This is a genomic window from Aurantivibrio infirmus, from assembly GCF_054767315.1.
Map to the genome: position 1 here is coordinate 608,488 of NZ_BAAFSK010000002.1, position 15,704 is coordinate 624,191.

Consider the following 15,704-nt stretch of genomic DNA (forward strand, 5'->3'; position numbering starts at 1 on the left):
TAATACGGTTCAGAATAACAAGAAGGTTTCGCGTAGCCCCTAGCATATAAATAAAAGTGTTTTATAACATACTTGTTTATACAGCGAATATGCCGAACCCAGTAGCGAAGGTAAGTGATGTATTGTTTTATCAAGTTCTTACCCATGCAGCGAAGAAGGTAACTATGATCCCTCAACCTAAAAACCCCCAAGGAAAAAAGCCTAACCAGCCTTATCATCACGGCAATGTTAAGGGCGCCTTGATTGCTGCGGCGAAAGAGCTTCTTAAAACTGAAAAAGTTGATAGTTTGAGTTTGCGGAGACTCGCGAAGGAAATCGGAATCACGCCCACAGCAGTTTACAATCACTTCAGCGACAAAGACGCACTCATTGCAGCAATAAAAATGGAGAGCTTCGAGCAATTCAATAATTATCTAGAAGAAAAATGTACGGACGAAAGTGACCCAGAGCAAGGCTTGGCAGAATTGGGCTACGCCTATTATATGTTTTCTAAAGAATTCCCTTCTCAGTTTGAAGTGTTGTTCAGTTATGCATTGCCGGCAGAAGCCATGACAGACGAGTTAGTTCAAACTGCTTGCCGTAGCGAAGAGCAGCTTAAAAGTCAGTTACAAGGAATTTTCAAAAAGTATGAAGTGGAATTTGATGAAGACTCTGTCGCGAAAGCGTGCATTATGGCATGGTCAAATATTCACGGCTTGGTGTTACTGCTATCTGGTGGTTCGATAGAAGGGACTGCTCGTTGCCAGAATTGGCCGGAGAAATATTTAGAATTAGATAATGAAAGAGTGCGGCAGATTATTTCAGATCAAATCGATGTATTGGTAAAAGGAATGTGTTCTTGCAATTGTTTTAAATTAGTGGCTTCTGATTAAATCGTTTTTTACTATCCGTTTTTTATTTTTTTCGACTCAAATGCGCCAACAATTCCACGTGGGGCGTATGGGGGGATATGTCAATCGCTTGGATCTCGCGCGCCTTAAATCCCTGCTCATGAAAATATTTTAAATCGCGAGCGAACGTTGCCAGATCGCAAGAAATATAAAATATATTTTCAATTCTATGTTTTTTTCTAAACAAGCCCTCCGTATTTTTTAGGCCCTCCCTGGGGGGGTCAAGAATCAAGGTTGTAATGTCGTTACGACTTGTCTTATCTGCGCTATAAATTTTTGGGAATGCTCCCTCAATATACAAATTGGCATTCACCACTTTCACATTCGCTAAATGTTTATCTGTGAGTTCTTGAGTCGCTTCGCCTACAGCATCCACAGCGATCACTTGATCAAAATTTTCCGCCGCAATGACGTCGGTAAAATTCCCGGAGCCACAAAATAATTCCAAGGCGGTGCCAGAGCTTGGCCACTGCTTTAACTTGTTCTTCAGCCATTCACGCATTTTCTCGTTCTGTTTGTCATTACTTTGTCGAAAAGGTAGTCGCGAATTAACGGCGACGCCGTCTTGGTCGACGCTTTCATCGATATCGATTGTTGTCCACTTCTGATTTTTCCCTGGGTTCCATCTTCGATTCGGCAGCGTCGATCGTAAATCTCGAAGCGTTTTGCGATTTTTTTCGCTGAGAATAATACAGTCGTTAATTGGAGCCAGCGCGTGGCTTTGGGCACTTAGAAAACCAATCTCTTCGCCATTAGTTTTAAATTGCGCGCGATTGCGATATTGGAGTTGGTCCGGTGCGGGAATAATTTCTTGAATCGTTTCTTTCGGTACAAACGATAAAACTTTTTCAATTCGTCGCTGTTTAGCTGCGAGTTGTTGCTTGTAGTCGATAAATTGCCAGGGACAGCCACCGCAGTCCCCTTCAAAATTGCCGTGATGGGGGCAAGGGGCTGATGTTCGAAAGGGAGAAGCGTCGCTGAGCTGTACTAGTTCAGCGCTACCAATTTTCTTTCGTAGGCCGGTAAAGCGAAAATTGCCGGTTTCACCCGGCCAGACACCGGCAGCAAAAATTGTTAAACCCGAGGGGTGAGAAAGGATACCGCGACCGTCGCTTGCTAGATCGCGAACCGTCGCGGTAAAAATCTCTCCTTTTTTAGCAGGAGCACCTGACATGAAATATCCATTGCTGAAGCTCCACTAAAAAGCGATCGACTTCGTTTCAGAATTTTTTGCCTTCTAGAATTTATTCGTCGCAATCCATATCGCAATTAAGTTGGTGATTCATATCCAGCGCGGGTTGTGATGAACTAGGTTTGCCCACTACTTCCGCGGGAACGCCAGCCACAGTGGTATGAGCAGCAACAGATTTTAGCACTACGCTGCCCGCACCGATTTTCGCGCCTTCGCCAATCTCGATATTGCCGAGAACTTTTGCGCCCGCACTGATGAGCACCCCTTGTCTCACTTTAGGGTGACGGTCACCACATTCCTTGCCGGTGCCACCGAGGGTGACTGATTGCATTAGCGATACGTTGTTATCAACTACTGCGGTTTCACCAATAACAATACCAGTGGCATGGTCAAGCATAATACCTTCGCCAATTTTAGCCGCAGGATGAATATCGACATCGAAAACCACAGAAATTTGATTTTGAATAAAGTGGGCAAGTGATTCGCGTTTCTTAGTCCAAAGCCAATGAGCGATACGGTAAGCCTGCAAAGCGTGGAAACCTTTATAAAACAGAAACGGTACGCTCAAGGAATTACACGCGGAGTCACGAGTCTTAATCGCAATTAAATCAGCTCGTACTGCAGATCCGATTGTTGAATCGGAGTCGAGCGCTTCTTGAATGACTTCGCGTATCAACATCGCCGACAAGGTTGGGCTATCTAACTTGTTTGCGAGATGAAAACTAAGCGCCGTTTCCAAGCTGCTGTGATTTAAAATTGTCGCGTGCAAAAAACTAGCGAGTACCGGTTCACCAGCAGCTTGAATTGCAGTTTCTTTACGGACAGTTTCCCATACGGTATCTGCGGTATTAGCTTGGTTAAGTGCTTTCATAATTTGGGCAGCTATTATATTGCTAGTTGTATATTGCTTGTTGGCCGCTACTCATTGACTGCTAGTAGACGAATAGACCGATTAATAATGACCGCAATATACGCGAGGAAGGGCCGAATGGTAACAGGAAATGAACTTGAAATTGATAGTAAAACGTCACTTAATGTCCAAATTATTGTTAATGCATTAAAAAATAATTTGTAAGGGCGGTTCATCAATTGCGGCGAGTTGTTCGCGTAATTCCAGAATATGATCTGACCAATAACGCTGGGTATTAAACCAAGGGAAATTCATTGGAAATGCTGGGTCATCCCAGCGTCTCGCTAACCAGGCGGCATAATGCATGATCCGCAAGGTCCGCAAACTTTCAATTAAGCTAAGTTCGGCCAAATCGAAATCGTAAAACTGGCGATAGCCTTCTAAAATTGTGCTCATTTGTAAACTTTGCTGGTCTCTGTCGCCGGAAATTAGCATCCATAAATCTTGAATCGCAGGGCCGTTGCGAGCGTCATCAAAATCGACGAAGTGAGCGTGTTCGTCACGCCACAAAATATTGCTAGGATGACAATCGCCATGTAATTTTATTTCGCGATAGGGCGTGGCGGTAAAGCGAGTTCGAATACGCTCCAACAAGTCGCGAGACAGGCTATTGTAGGCATCGAGCAATTCAGCGGGGATAAAAGGCTCGCCCGTCGATTCGCCATTTAAAAACCTTACGCTATCAATGCCGTAACTTTGAATATCGATGCTGGGGCGATGCTGAAACACGTCTTGCTTGCCACCGGCATGAATACGACCAAGAAAGCGACCAAGAATAACGAGATTATCGAGTTGATCTAGCTCGGGGCTATGTCCACCTTGTCGCGGGTAAAGTGCAAATTTGAAACCGGCAAAATTAAACAGGGTAGTAATACTGGTCTCGTCGTTGGGGTTTGAAGCAATTTGTAGCGGGGCAACAACGGGTATATCAAGTGCAGCTAGTTCGAGAGTAAAATTGTGCTCCTCAAGGATTTGCTCATCACTCCAGCGCTCAGGACGATAAAATTTCGCGATCAAAGGAGAACCATCTTCGACCCCCACCTGGTACACGCGATTTTCATAGCTGTTTAAGGCCAGTATTCGTGCATCGCTGGTAAATCCTTGAGCTTCCACTGCATCGATGATGCGATCGGGAATCAAGCCCTCATAAGGGTGTAATTTGGACTCATTACTCATGTCAATCAACTGTGTAGAATTTATAAAGACGACATTATCCGCTTCTAAAAACAGCTTAGCTACTAGCAGGCTGTCGAAAATCTCATTGCCTGGTAATGACGATGCTATAAGCCCCTTTAAGTCCGCGATTTATCACTCATAAAATCTCATTCCACGTTAATGTTGCCCTGCACTTGCTAGCTCAGCGACACATTTCAACAAGCCATTAATAATTGCTGGACACTGTGACGGTTATTCCTCGTCTAAAGGGATGTTCACTAAAGGACGCTATTCGAAGAAAGGCTACTTGGCGCTTAGCGATATTCCATTTAGTGTGATTGTCCTGTAATCATTGGTATTTCCTATATAAGATCTTTTTGTTTTGACATGCAAAACAACCGCCTATCCATCGGCACTGACGTTCATACCCTTTCCATAGACATCGACTTCACTAAACCACTAGTTTGGACTATTGAAGAGGCAAGAAGTTATTGAGTTGCGAATGACTTAAAGCTGATACGGAGTCAGCATCATTTTTTGAGTGGTCGTAATCTAGTGATGCGCCGTCGCTCGTCCAAATTCGGTGATCTCCAAAAGTATTTATAAAAAAAGACATTCATACCAAAAAACGTTTACATAAAAAACGTTCACAAAAAAAGTTACGAGGGAATTATCATGATGAGATTGATGTTTTGTTTTGTGCGGCGCGCGGAAATTTCGTCCAGCGATTTTAGAAACTATTGGCGCAGCCAAGAACATAAAGAAAAAATTGATTCGCTTGTCGATCTTTTTCAGCCAACTCGTTATGCGGACACGCTGTCAATTCATTTGCCTGACTTAGAAGAGCGTTTTCGCCAAAATATGGGGCGAGGCACGCAGTATGATGCGGTCATCGAGTTTTATTGGGATGATGAAGAAATTGTTCGAGAAAGAATTGCAGATAATGCGATCGCGCGAATTATGAAAGTATTAAAGGATCAAAGCACCAAACGTGTTGACCCAGATAAAACAACAATATATTTAACTGAAATTCCCGATGTGATTGATAACGAAAACGCAAAAACCATTACACCAATGGATTTTTCGACTGATAAAATTCGATCGCACAGCCATTAATTAGTGGTTGTTAAATAGTTATTTAATAAACTTCTATCGCTCCAAGGACCTTTGTCTCATACCAAAGGTTCTTGAAGCCTTATCTCTTAAGCTCTATTTTGAAAGTTTTGTAAGATGCGTTGCAGGTGTCCGTGCAATCGTCCATGCCAACACTCTTGTCGCGCCAGCCTTTTTTAAGCAGGCGCTCATTGCCTCGATCGTCGCTCCAGTCGTAACAACGTCATCAACTAAGGCGACAGTTTTCCCTCTCACTAATTTCTCATCACAGTGAAATACTTTTCGATAACTTTTAATTCGTTCACGACGACTTAAATGCTGTTGCTTCGGCGTATTTTGAATTCGTGTAATCGCGTGAGCTAGAGGCAGTTGGAGTGCTAAAGAAATTCGTTCGGCAAGAAAAGCCGCCTGATTTAAGCCGCGGAATAACTGACGTCGCCAGTGTAAAGGCGTGGGCACAATGAGTTCAGGTAATTCGAAATATGGTTGGTGAGTAAGTGATTCAATGAGCAAATCGCCGAGGATTTTCCCGCGAGTTAAATCTTGATAGTTCTTAAACTGCAGAATCATTTTACTGACGGGGGCGTGGTACAGGAAAGGCGCAAAACACCGATCGAAACTGGGCTCCCGCCTTAAACATTCGCCACAGATCGCCTGCTCATCATCGTGCGGATTTTCTGGGAAAGATTCATCCCTTTGCAAAGGCAAAGCGCATTGCTGACAAGCGTTCACAAGCCAAGGCAAATCCATTCTACAGGGGGTGCAAATACTCTGATTTCCCGGTGATCCAGCAGCCTCGCCGCAAAGGAAACAAGTTCTGGGGATGATGATGTCGGTAAATGTTGAGAAAAGGCTAGTCTTCATCGTTAACCATTTCATCCTTGATTGGTTGACAGAAAGATTCTTATCGGTACCATTGTGCCCTGATACAAATCAACTAACCACAGCCAAATTCTGCTTAGCTTCCAGGAATCGTATGTCAGAGTCATTTGATAGCCTCTCAGTGTCGCCAGTTGTTCAATCCTCAGATGAGCCGAACGTCGAAACTCGTCAACCTTTACGTTTTGATTGGCGACGGAACGAAATCACTGCCTTATTGGCTATGCCCTTTAACGATTTGCTGTTTAAAGCTCAGCAGATTCATCGCGAAGTGTTCGATCCCAACAAGGTTCAAATTAGCACTTTGTGTTCGATCAAAACCGGAGCTTGCCCTGAAGACTGTAAATATTGCGCACAAAGCGGCCATTACAATACGGGTTTAGAAAAAGAAAAATTAATAGAGGTTGAAAAGGTTATAGCGCAAGCCGAGGCTGCCAAAGCGAAAGGGGCGACACGTTTTTGTATGGGTGCAGCGTGGCGATCGCCACCGGAAAAAGAATTGCCGTATCTGGTAAAGATGATTGAAGGTGTGAAAAGTCTCGGCTTAGAAAGTTGTGTGACCTTGGGTATGTTAGATGCACAACAGGCGGACACTTTGGCCGCCGCCGGTTTAGATTACTACAATCACAATCTTGATACTTCGCCGGAATACTATGGGGAAATAATTACTACACGAACCTATCAAGATCGACTCGATACTTTGGACAATGTTCGATCCTCCGGGATGAAAGTCTGCTGTGGCGGCATCTTGGGAATGGGAGAAACAGTTCAAGATCGCGCGGGATTGTTACAGCAGTTAGCGAACTTACGCCCCCATCCGGAATCTGTGCCGATAAATTTATTGATGCGAGTGAAAGGTTCCCCATTAGAAAATGCGGCGGATGTGGATCCTCTAGAATTTGTACGAACGATTGCGGTAGCGAGAATCTTGATGCCGATGTCCTATGTAAGAATTGCCGCTGGCCGGGAGCACATGGACGATTCGACGCAAGCTTTGGCTTACATGGCGGGGGCGAATTCAATTTTTTATGGTGAAAAATTATTAACAACTAAAAATCCTGACGCGGATAAAGATCAGCGTTTGTTTAAACGTTTGGGCTTAGAAGCAGAAACATTGAAGCGGAAATCGAATGAACCGATGGAACAGGTTTTCGGCGCTAGAATATCTGCTGCCGAGTTTTATGATGCTTCAACACCTTAGTTTCATGTGTCAGATAGTCGATACCTTTTTCTTTAAGGGTTCTGCCTCATGTCGCTGAACAGCGAAACGGTTTTTCCTATAGATTTTTCAAAAAAGCTTCAGCAAAGAAAAACAGATAAAAGTTTTAGGGTGCGTAAGCAGCTGCAAACGGCTCAGGGTTCCGTTGTTGTTGTCGATGGCGCTCGGAAAGTTTCATTTTGTAGCAACGATTATTTGTCTTTGGCCAATCATCCCAAACTGATTCAGGCGTTCACTCAGGCCGCACAAAAATATGGCGTTGGTAGTGGAGCATCACATCTTGTCTGCGGGCATCATCGCGAGCATCAGTTGTTAGAAGAGGCTTTGGCGCGCTTCGTTAATCGTGATCGAGCCTTGCTTTTCTCGAATGGTTATATGGCCAACATGGGGACCATCAACGCGCTCACTCATTCCGGAACGGAAATTTTTTGCGATCAGTTAAATCACGCATCATTGATGGATGGGGCTTTTATCAGTCGCGGATCACATCGTCGATTCCCTCACAACGATATGGGTAAGCTTGATAAATTGTTATCGGCATCATCGGCAGTAAAAAAAATGATCGTTGTCGATGGCGTGTTTAGTATGGATGGTGACATTGCACCACTAGACGAATTAGTTGCGTTAGCAAAATGCCATCAAGCAATGTTGATGGTGGACGATGCTCATGGTTTTGGTTTTTTAGGTGCGAACGGGGGAGGCATTGCTGAACACTTTAATTGTGATCAACATGCATTGCCTATTTTAATGGCGACCTTAGGCAAAGCGTGTGGCAGTGCGGGAGCTTTTGTTGCGGGCGAGAATGATCTTATCGAGTCATTGCTACAGTTTTCGCGAACGTATATTTATACTACTGCGCTACCGCCAGCGACGGCCGCTGCGAGCCGTATGGCTCTGGAGATTATTAAAACAGAACCTTGGCGCCGAAAAAATTTAGAAAACAATATTCGACATTTCACTTTGGTGGCGAAAACGTTACGGCTGCCAATCATGCCTTCGATAACACCCATTCAACCCATTTTATTAGGACGCAACGAGCAGGTTATTAAAATCGCTGAACGGCTTTATCAGAAAGGTTTTTGGTTGGGTGCTATACGACCACCTACTGTCCCTGAAGGCATGGGTCGTTTGCGAATTTCTCTTAACGCTGATCATAGCTTGGAGCAGGTGGACGACTTGTTAATGGAGTTGCATGCTTGTCTGCGGGCGGAAGTCTCAGCTGAAAGTTTTCTGCTATAAGAGCAGTATGAGTGAGGTATTGTGAAGTCAAATTACTTTATTGCTGGTACCGATACAGATGTTGGTAAAACTTTTGTCAGCAGAGCGTTATTGCTCGCTGCAAAAAATAAAGGTTTAAAAACAGTTGCCTTGAAACCAATTGCGGCGGGATGTGAACAGACGGAAAAAGGTTTGCGAAATTCCGATGCTTTATTACTACAAGAGGCGATGACCGTTGAGCTGCCTTATCAGCAAGTAAACCCGGTGGCGTTGTTGCCTGCTATTGCGCCACACATCGCAGCACAATTAACCGGAAAAAAAATAAATGTTCGGCAGTTGGCGGGTTACTGCCGCGGCGCATTATTAGAGCCTCATGACTTCGCGCTTGTTGAGGGCGCTGGTGGATGGCGAGTGCCATTAAACTCGCGAGAAAGTTTGGCCGATCTTGCGAAAGAACTAAACTTTCCCGTTATCTTAGTGGTGAGAATGGGCCTGGGTTGTTTAAATCACACACTGTTAACGGTTGAGGCAATTCAGCGAGATGGGCTCAAACTGGCCGGTTGGATAGCAAATTCTCCGCAAAACAAAATGGACTTTTATGATGACAATATTTTGTCACTTCAGTCACGAATACCCGCTCCTCTAATCGCAAAGATTCCTTTCTTGACGCGCCTTTCGGCAAATTCATCGCTTCCTGCAATAGATATAGACATACTGTTGGAAGATCAAGGTTCTTAATCGTAATTTGTCTTATAAAATAGCGACTTGCAGCCAAATCAGAGTGTTTTTTGAGCATCATCTAGTTACACTTATGCAGTGAAGATGTGGGAGTTTAAAAAGACTAATGAGGTAGATATGGAGCTTGGTTCAGTATTACAAACCGGCCTGAATGGTATGCGCCACAGTCAAAATGAAATTGCCAAATCGGCAAATGACATTGTTCGCGCTGGAACGGTTGATCGTGATGAAAGTACTATTATTGATATCGCAGAACCGATTATTAATATGCAATTCGAACAACATGTGTTTGATGCCTCTGCGAAGTTAGTAAAATCTGCCGATCAGATGCTCGGTACAATTTTGAACATCAAAACGTAAAGCGAGTTTTTGCTGTGAATATTACGAGTGTGCCATCAAATTTTGCCAACGCTGTTAGCCCCTTTAGTCCGGTGGCAAAACAAGCTGTAGGCGAAGAAAACACCGACAGTAAAAATAGTTCTCTGAAGGCAATTGTTGAGTCTGCGGATAGTGCAAAAACTGAAAATCGAGATACTAAAAAACCAGTAATCCCAGATACTGGAAAACCAATCGAAGATAAGCCTGAATCCGAACAACAAAATTCCTCTCAATCTCAAAGCCAAGATGCTTCTGCCGAACAAAGGCAAGAGCGACAACAGCTTTTAGTTGAGCAAGAACAAATTCGCGAGTTAGCATCTCGAGATCGTGAAGTGCGAAATCATGAGCGTGCCCACGCTGCAGTAGGCGGTCAATATGCCGGTGCACCGGTTTATCAATATGAGCGAGGACCAGATGGAGTCAGTTACGCGGTATCTGGCGAAGTATCCATTAGCACTGGCGCAGTTTCCGGTGATCCACAGGCAACGATCAGCAAGGCCCAACAAATAAAACGCGCCGCGCTCGCTCCAGCAGATCCTTCACCACAAGATCGACGGGTCGCCGCCAATGCGACCCAAATGGAGTTCGAGGCTCGACAAGAGTTGGCAGAAATTCAAATTGAAAAGCTCAACGAGGAAAAAGAGAGCGGAGTGGAAGAACGAACAACCGCCGAAGTAAAAACTGATAGTTCATTTCTTGGCTCTAAATCCCATCTAGAAGAAAAAAACGCAGAAAAAGTCGACCAGAATGAAGCGGTAAACGCCGACGCTAATCGACAGATAAATGCCTTAAATCAACGCTTGCTCGATATCGGCCTGGAGAAAAATACCCTACCCAGCGGTAGCATTATTAAAGCCAGCGCTTAAACATATGTCCGCCTCAATGAAGTAAGCTCGTTTTTCCTACTTCCTTTCAAACCCTAAAGCCAGCAGTACCATTTCTCTCGTAAATCTATTCAGTGCGCATTCTTGTGGAGTGAATATTGCTATCCTAATTTTCAGTAAGCGTAGATAGCCTCTTGTCTGGGGTGTCCGCTTTACCTGTCTAAGCGATGTAAAATCTTGTAATTTGACCAAAAATAGGTATTTCGTCACTTTTTTTAATCGTTTAGACTGTGACTCTTTGTTCTGCATCGTTTCTCTTCTATAGTTAAACGAATCGTAACTGGTCAGTTGATTTAGGAAGCCACATCCAAGCCTAGATATTCTCAACTTACTTTCATAGCAACGCGTTGACGATGTGTTATTTAAGCCGTCAAATTATTTAGAAGTCTCGAGGTAAATTGGTATGTCAGATTTTAAATCTCCCCTGCGCGATATCCGTTTCGTGCGTAATGAAGTTTTGGATTTCCCAGCACTTTGGTCTCGCTTACCTGGTTGCGAAGACGCAACGCCTGACATGATTGATGCCATCTTAGAAGAGCTCGGAAAATTTTGTGAAAACGAGATACAACCCATTAATCAAATTGGTGATGAGCAAGGATGTACGCTCAACGGTGACGAGGTTAAGACTCCAGACGGCTTTAAAGAAGCCTATGAGTTGTTCGTAGAAAGTGGGTGGCCTGGTTTGTCATCGTCGGTGGAGTATGGAGGCCAGGGTTTACCCGTTTCTCTCGGTATTATGATGAATGAAATGCTGGGTACAGCGAATTGGTCGTGGTCTATGTATACCCTGCTGAGCCATGGTGCAAAAGTGAGTTTAGAAACCCACGGCGACAAGGATTTGAAAGATTTATATTTGCCTAAGCTGTCGACCGGCGCATGGACCGGAACGATGTGTTTAACTGAGCCACATTGTGGCACCGATTTGGGTCTGTTACGAACTAAGGCGGAACCGCAAGCCGATGGCAGTTATCACGTCAGCGGAACAAAAATATTTATTTCGTCCGGCGAGCATGACATGGCGGAAAATATCGTTCATTTGGTCATTGCGCGAACTCCTGATGCACCAGAAGGTACAAAAGGTATTTCCTTATTCGTCGTGCCGAAATTTTTACCAAAGCAAGATGGTTCATTAGGTGAAAGAAATAAGCTCGCATGCGGCTCTTTGGAGCACAAAATGGGAATTCACGGCAATGCAACCTGCGTTATGAATTTCGATGAAGCAAAAGGGTTTTTGGTCGGTGAGCTCAACAAGGGTTTGAGCTACATGTTTACCATGATGAATTCGGCTCGAGTAGGCGTTGCGTTTCAAGGCTTGGCTCACATGGAAGCAGGCTTACAAAGCGCCACTAAATACGCACGAGAGCGCTTACAGTCGCGCTCTTTATCGGGGGTAAAAAACCCCAGCGGTACTGCTGACCCGATCATCGTTCATCCTGACGTTCGTCGCATGTTGCTTACTACCAAGGCGCTCGCAGAAGGAAGCCGAATGCTGGGTCATTACTGCGCGCAGATGTTAGATGTACTGGAATATTCGGAAGACGAAGAAGAGCGCAAAGAAGCTGATGAACTGTTGGCATTGATGACGCCTATCGCAAAAGGTTTTATGACCGAAGTGGGTTTTGAAGGCGCCAACTTGGCAATGCAAGTATTTGGCGGTCACGGTTATATAGCTGAGTGGGGCGTTGAGCAAAATGTGAGAGACGCCCGTATTGCAATGATTTATGAAGGCACCAATGGTATTCAAGCGTTGGATTTATTAGGGCGGAAAATTCTTAGTAACCAAGGCCAGACTTTGAGAAAATTCACCAAAGTAATTCATAAGTTTTGTGAAGCCAATGCTGATGATGAAGCGATGAAAGAATTCATCGAGCCCTTGACTAAGCTTAATAAAGAGTGGGCTGATCTCACGATGAATGTCGGCATGCGAGCGAGCCAAAACCTTGATGAGCTCGGCGGTGCTGCAATGGATTATATGATGTACTCTGGCTACATCACCCTAGCGTTTTTCTGGGCGCAAGCCGCGCGGGTCTCTCAGCAAGCTCTAGCCAATAGTTCCGATGAGGCCGAGTTCTACCAAGCCAAATTGCAAACGGCACAATTTTATTTCCGTCGTGTATTGCCGAGAACTTTGTCTTTGGCTGCAACCATTCAAGATGGCGTTGATTCGCTAATGTCTATCGATGAAGGCAGAATCGCGGGAAATTAATCGATTTTAAAAGTTCTCTTCTCAAGCCCTAGTTTCTAGGGCTTTTTCGTTCATGGATGTGCCGAAATCGGTGGCCGTTTGGTCTCTGAATCTTTATAGTGTGCGACACCTATCTCGGTTGTTTAGAATCAATTCAAATATAAAGGCTTGGTGAATTATGTTAGACCAGCAAATGATTAATAAGCTATCTGACAAAAATCCAGCACCACAAGAAACCAAAAAGAAGTTGTCTGATGAAGATCAAGCTCGTGTCGATGCGTTCACGTCGACTGGTTACAACGATATTGAGCGTAGACCTTTTAGGCCTTTGTTGTTGTTGGTTGGGCTGGTAATTGTTCTGTCAGTTTTAAGCGGCGTTAGTTTGTTGATAGCAAGACTGTCTGGCGTGATTTGATTTTTTCGCTATCTTCTCAGGCCGCTGCATTATTATTTAAGTACCACGTCCTAAGCGTGATAATAAAAATAACAAATTAAAATAAAGCGCTAATAAATGTAACGTGAATCAAGAGGACCATCTTAATGGACGCTCAAGTTATCCAACATATGGCATTATTGATGTCAGTTAATTGTGTTCGCAAAACAGTGTTGGATGATTATGTCTCCGACGGTCGGCTTACCGAAGAGGAGCTGCAATCATTGATTACGGAAGTTACGGATAAACTTTATACTTTTCTCACCTATTTGTTAGATAAATCCGAAAGTGAAAAACAAGTCTTCCTTGAAGTAATGAATAGCTCCTATCCCCACGAATGGGCACAACCAATTATTTCGGAAGTGTTTGAAGAGGCGGTAAGTATCGCTAAATTGCAGCGCGAGTCGAATTGAGTTGTTGGTGTCTTAACTGATCTAAGTTTTAATCTTGGATTTACGAATCGGTCCAGCTCCATCGTAATGGTTCGCCGAAATCATCGGTGATGAGCACTTTTCGTGGACGCTTGGGTTTTTGCGCAGATGCTGGGATGCGCTTTTGAGATTTCCTTGCTTCAATGGCTTTTACTTCATCAGTTAGGGGGGTTCTAGATTCTTTTGGTTCACTAAATGCTACGGGTGCTAACTTGTAGCTACCAATTTCTCGACCACTCACGCCAGACTCAATGGATTTCACATTGCCGCCATTCTTCAGAAATCGATTGATTTGAGATTCGATTTCATTCCGTTCTTGTGCTTTCGATTTTGCAATCTTCAAAACTAGGTACCAAATTTCCTTAATTTTTTAAATAACGAAGTATCAGTCAGTATAGACCCTGGCTCGTTTAATGTTAAGGAATGACCGGTTCGCTTAGTGTGTTCCCACTTTCTTAATACTCTGAGTCGCGTTATTTGAGTCTATTTTTGGAATACGAGACCTGGAAGTAAGATTTGTTTAAGTTGTGAGGCTTTAAAGTTTTTGAAATTTCGAGCGTGAATGATGAAAAAATGTTGGTTCTATTCGGTTTTAACCTTGTTATTTACCTCTGCGCCATTAGCGTCGGTTCAGGCTGATGAGCATTTCTCAGTAAAGGTTGAAAATAATACTGAGTGCGTTGTTTTGTTGCACGGAATGGGTCGCACTAAACGCTCGTTCCAAAAGATGGAATCTTCGCTGTTGGTGCAAGGTTATCAAGTCTGGAACAGCCCTTATCGCTCATCTTCCGGCAACATATCAGGATTGGCAGAATCAGCGATAGACCCCGCTTTGGATTATTGTCGAGCTGCGGACGTCACCGCAATTCATTTTGTCACCCACTCTTTGGGAGGCATCATGGTTCGTCAATACTTGCAAGATCATGAAATCCTCGAATTGGATAAGGTGGTAATGATTGCGCCTCCGAATCATGGCAGTGAGGTCGCGGATGTGTTGTCAGGTACGATTGTGTATAAATGGATTCTGGGGGCTGCCGCACTCGAATTAGGCACCCAAGAAGAAGGTTTAATCGCTCAATTAAACGAAGTGCCCGGGACCATTGGCATTATTGCGGGCAATGAGTCCTGGAATTTCATTTTTTCGTGGATAATCCCTGGGCCTGATGATGGTAAGGTGTCGGTAAAGAGTACAGAGCTTAAGGAAATGGCAGACAAGATCGAATTGCCAGAAAGTCACACGTTTATATTGCGCTCAGAATCAGTTATTCAGCAGACAATTTATTTTCTAAAAAACGGATTTTTTGAAAAAAGTAGGAGGTTGGCGCAACCTCCTAATTAGCTAAATCGAGATTGTCGATACCGACGTTTTGGGAGCGATTTTATGGGAGTGTTTGCTCTGGATTGTATCCAATTTCGATGACCGAGTAGACGCCGCTGTATTTATTTTTCGATAGTACGATATGCCCAGTTTTTTCGTAAAACCAAGACTCTCTCCGTGCATCATTCAGGAATCTGCCGGCAAAAGGTATATGTCGTTTGCCCGTTTGGTATTTCGTTTTTAAATCTGGCGGCGCTAAAATTTCGATAACTTCGGCACTGTTCATGCCTACTTTGACCTTGGAGAGCACGTTGTCCGCAGGTATATTCTGGCTCACCTCAGCGCGGGTATCTTGGTTTTCCTTATCATTGGCATGTGCTACTCCTGAAGCCAAAAACATGCCCATTAGACAAAAGAGAATTATCTTGAATGTATGTTTCATTTTCCTTTCCTTTAGAGTCGTTAGATTTAAGTCTGAATTTGAATTGGCCCGAGTAAGGCCAGCTTTCCAAAGTCAGAACCTCGGAAAACTCTAGCATAGTGAGTTTAGAATTGAATACGGCGATCAACCTAGTTCCTGAGCAGGGTGGATGATGATAATTTTGCGTCATTAGTCATGGGTGAATGCCTGGTTTGGGTGAAGCGAATTACTAGCGCTGCCTAAGTGCCCAGAGGTAGAGAGAAGCAACTGATTTTTATTATATTTTTAGAGGACTATTGCTCCTTGACCCCATTAAACTGCCTCCCTATAATGCTCCGCC

The 15,704-nt window shown here is 44.0% G+C and carries 17 protein-coding genes; 11 read left to right on the forward strand and 6 right to left on the reverse strand.

Translation table 11 applies throughout. The features are described 5' to 3' along the window. Positions 1-89 precede the first annotated feature (89 nt). Positions 90-872: a TetR/AcrR family transcriptional regulator gene (locus ACYUCY_RS06410; RefSeq protein ID WP_460225629.1), complete on the forward strand. Its 783-nt coding sequence runs from the start codon at positions 90-92 to the stop codon at positions 870-872. Positions 873-894: 22 nt separating this feature from the next. On the opposite strand, the gene ACYUCY_RS06415 is transcribed toward ACYUCY_RS06410, so the two are convergent. From ACYUCY_RS06415 to ACYUCY_RS06425, 3 genes are all read right to left on the reverse strand, one after another. After that, entirely contained in the window at positions 895-2,064 is a 1,170-nt protein-coding gene (locus ACYUCY_RS06415; RefSeq protein WP_460225630.1) for a class I SAM-dependent RNA methyltransferase, read from the reverse strand. A 70-nt stretch (positions 2,065-2,134) separates the two neighbouring features. Continuing rightward, complete coding sequence (gene cysE / locus ACYUCY_RS06420; RefSeq protein ID WP_460225631.1) at positions 2,135-2,953, reverse strand: serine O-acetyltransferase; 819 nt, start codon at positions 2,951-2,953, stop codon at positions 2,135-2,137. A 186-nt stretch (positions 2,954-3,139) separates the two neighbouring features. Then, a complete protein-coding gene (locus ACYUCY_RS06425) occupies positions 3,140-4,168 on the reverse strand; it encodes a serine/threonine protein kinase (protein ID WP_460225632.1) in 1,029 nt (342 codons plus the stop codon). A gap of 654 nt (positions 4,169-4,822) precedes the next feature. Here ACYUCY_RS06425 and ACYUCY_RS06430 point away from each other — a divergent pair. Further along, complete coding sequence (locus ACYUCY_RS06430) at positions 4,823-5,263, forward strand: hypothetical protein (RefSeq protein WP_460225633.1); 441 nt, start codon at positions 4,823-4,825, stop codon at positions 5,261-5,263. Positions 5,264-5,356: 93 nt separating this feature from the next. Here the strand turns inward: ACYUCY_RS06430 and ACYUCY_RS06435 are convergent, their stop codons facing one another. Further along, complete coding sequence (locus ACYUCY_RS06435; protein WP_460225634.1) at positions 5,357-6,124, reverse strand: double zinc ribbon domain-containing protein; 768 nt, start codon at positions 6,122-6,124, stop codon at positions 5,357-5,359. A 238-nt stretch (positions 6,125-6,362) separates the two neighbouring features. Here ACYUCY_RS06435 and bioB point away from each other — a divergent pair, with 238 nt between their 5' ends. From bioB to ACYUCY_RS06475, 8 genes are all read left to right on the forward strand, one after another. Beyond that, complete coding sequence (gene bioB, locus ACYUCY_RS06440) at positions 6,363-7,340, forward strand: biotin synthase BioB (RefSeq protein ID WP_460225715.1); 978 nt, start codon at positions 6,363-6,365, stop codon at positions 7,338-7,340. A 48-nt stretch (positions 7,341-7,388) separates the two neighbouring features. Beyond that, complete coding sequence (bioF, locus tag ACYUCY_RS06445; protein ID WP_460225635.1) at positions 7,389-8,597, forward strand: 8-amino-7-oxononanoate synthase; 1,209 nt, start codon at positions 7,389-7,391, stop codon at positions 8,595-8,597. Between the two features lie 21 nt (positions 8,598-8,618). Beyond that, positions 8,619-9,314: a dethiobiotin synthase gene (bioD, locus tag ACYUCY_RS06450; protein WP_460225636.1), complete on the forward strand. Its 696-nt coding sequence runs from the start codon at positions 8,619-8,621 to the stop codon at positions 9,312-9,314. Between the two features lie 84 nt (positions 9,315-9,398). Next, a complete protein-coding gene (locus tag ACYUCY_RS06455) occupies positions 9,399-9,674 on the forward strand; it encodes a hypothetical protein (protein ID WP_460225637.1) in 276 nt (91 codons plus the stop codon). 14 nt (positions 9,675-9,688) lie between these two features. Then, entirely contained in the window at positions 9,689-10,558 is an 870-nt protein-coding gene (locus tag ACYUCY_RS06460) for a putative metalloprotease CJM1_0395 family protein (RefSeq protein WP_460225638.1), read from the forward strand. A gap of 421 nt (positions 10,559-10,979) precedes the next feature. Beyond that, a complete protein-coding gene (locus ACYUCY_RS06465; protein WP_460225639.1) occupies positions 10,980-12,782 on the forward strand; it encodes an acyl-CoA dehydrogenase C-terminal domain-containing protein in 1,803 nt (600 codons plus the stop codon). 157 nt (positions 12,783-12,939) lie between these two features. Beyond that, positions 12,940-13,176: a DUF3094 family protein gene (locus ACYUCY_RS06470; RefSeq protein WP_460225640.1), complete on the forward strand. Its 237-nt coding sequence runs from the start codon at positions 12,940-12,942 to the stop codon at positions 13,174-13,176. 125 nt (positions 13,177-13,301) lie between these two features. Further along, on the forward strand, positions 13,302-13,607 hold the full coding sequence (locus ACYUCY_RS06475; RefSeq protein ID WP_460225641.1) for a hypothetical protein: 306 nt from the start codon (positions 13,302-13,304) through the stop codon (positions 13,605-13,607). A 40-nt stretch (positions 13,608-13,647) separates the two neighbouring features. Here the strand turns inward: ACYUCY_RS06475 and ACYUCY_RS06480 are convergent, their stop codons facing one another. Next, entirely contained in the window at positions 13,648-13,968 is a 321-nt protein-coding gene (locus ACYUCY_RS06480) for a hypothetical protein (RefSeq protein ID WP_460225642.1), read from the reverse strand. Between the two features lie 219 nt (positions 13,969-14,187). On the opposite strand from ACYUCY_RS06480, the gene ACYUCY_RS06485 reads away from it, so the two are divergent. Continuing rightward, a complete protein-coding gene (locus ACYUCY_RS06485) occupies positions 14,188-14,964 on the forward strand; it encodes an esterase/lipase family protein (protein WP_460225643.1) in 777 nt (258 codons plus the stop codon). 40 nt (positions 14,965-15,004) lie between these two features. Here ACYUCY_RS06485 and ACYUCY_RS06490 read toward each other — a convergent pair whose 3' ends face one another. After that, positions 15,005-15,385: a hypothetical protein gene (locus tag ACYUCY_RS06490; protein ID WP_460225644.1), complete on the reverse strand. Its 381-nt coding sequence runs from the start codon at positions 15,383-15,385 to the stop codon at positions 15,005-15,007. Positions 15,386-15,704 lie beyond the last annotated feature (319 nt).

What these genes read in the sequence shown, in the direction of transcription:
- ACYUCY_RS06465 (WP_460225639.1), top strand. Translation starts at nt 10,980, where the DNA reads ATGTCAGATTTTAAATCTCCCCTGCGCGATATCCGTTTCGTGCGTAAT.
- ACYUCY_RS06475 (WP_460225641.1), top strand. Translation starts at nt 13,302, where the DNA reads ATGGACGCTCAAGTTATCCAACATATGGCATTATTGATGTCAGTTAAT.
- ACYUCY_RS06430 (WP_460225633.1), top strand. Translation starts at nt 4,823, where the DNA reads ATGATGAGATTGATGTTTTGTTTTGTGCGGCGCGCGGAAATTTCGTCC.
- ACYUCY_RS06415 (WP_460225630.1), bottom strand. Translation starts at nt 2,064, where the DNA reads ATGTCAGGTGCTCCTGCTAAAAAAGGAGAGATTTTTACCGCGACGGTT.
- bioF (WP_460225635.1), top strand. Translation starts at nt 7,389, where the DNA reads ATGTCGCTGAACAGCGAAACGGTTTTTCCTATAGATTTTTCAAAAAAG.
- ACYUCY_RS06410 (WP_460225629.1), top strand. Translation starts at nt 90, where the DNA reads ATGCCGAACCCAGTAGCGAAGGTAAGTGATGTATTGTTTTATCAAGTT.
- ACYUCY_RS06425 (WP_460225632.1), bottom strand. Translation starts at nt 4,168, where the DNA reads ATGAGTAATGAGTCCAAATTACACCCTTATGAGGGCTTGATTCCCGAT.
- bioB (WP_460225715.1), top strand. Translation starts at nt 6,363, where the DNA reads ATGCCCTTTAACGATTTGCTGTTTAAAGCTCAGCAGATTCATCGCGAA.
- ACYUCY_RS06470 (WP_460225640.1), top strand. Translation starts at nt 12,940, where the DNA reads ATGTTAGACCAGCAAATGATTAATAAGCTATCTGACAAAAATCCAGCA.
- ACYUCY_RS06485 (WP_460225643.1), top strand. Translation starts at nt 14,188, where the DNA reads ATGATGAAAAAATGTTGGTTCTATTCGGTTTTAACCTTGTTATTTACC.
- ACYUCY_RS06490 (WP_460225644.1), bottom strand. Translation starts at nt 15,385, where the DNA reads ATGAAACATACATTCAAGATAATTCTCTTTTGTCTAATGGGCATGTTT.
- ACYUCY_RS06455 (WP_460225637.1), top strand. Translation starts at nt 9,399, where the DNA reads ATGTGGGAGTTTAAAAAGACTAATGAGGTAGATATGGAGCTTGGTTCA.
- ACYUCY_RS06435 (WP_460225634.1), bottom strand. Translation starts at nt 6,124, where the DNA reads ATGAAGACTAGCCTTTTCTCAACATTTACCGACATCATCATCCCCAGA.
- cysE (WP_460225631.1), bottom strand. Translation starts at nt 2,953, where the DNA reads ATGAAAGCACTTAACCAAGCTAATACCGCAGATACCGTATGGGAAACT.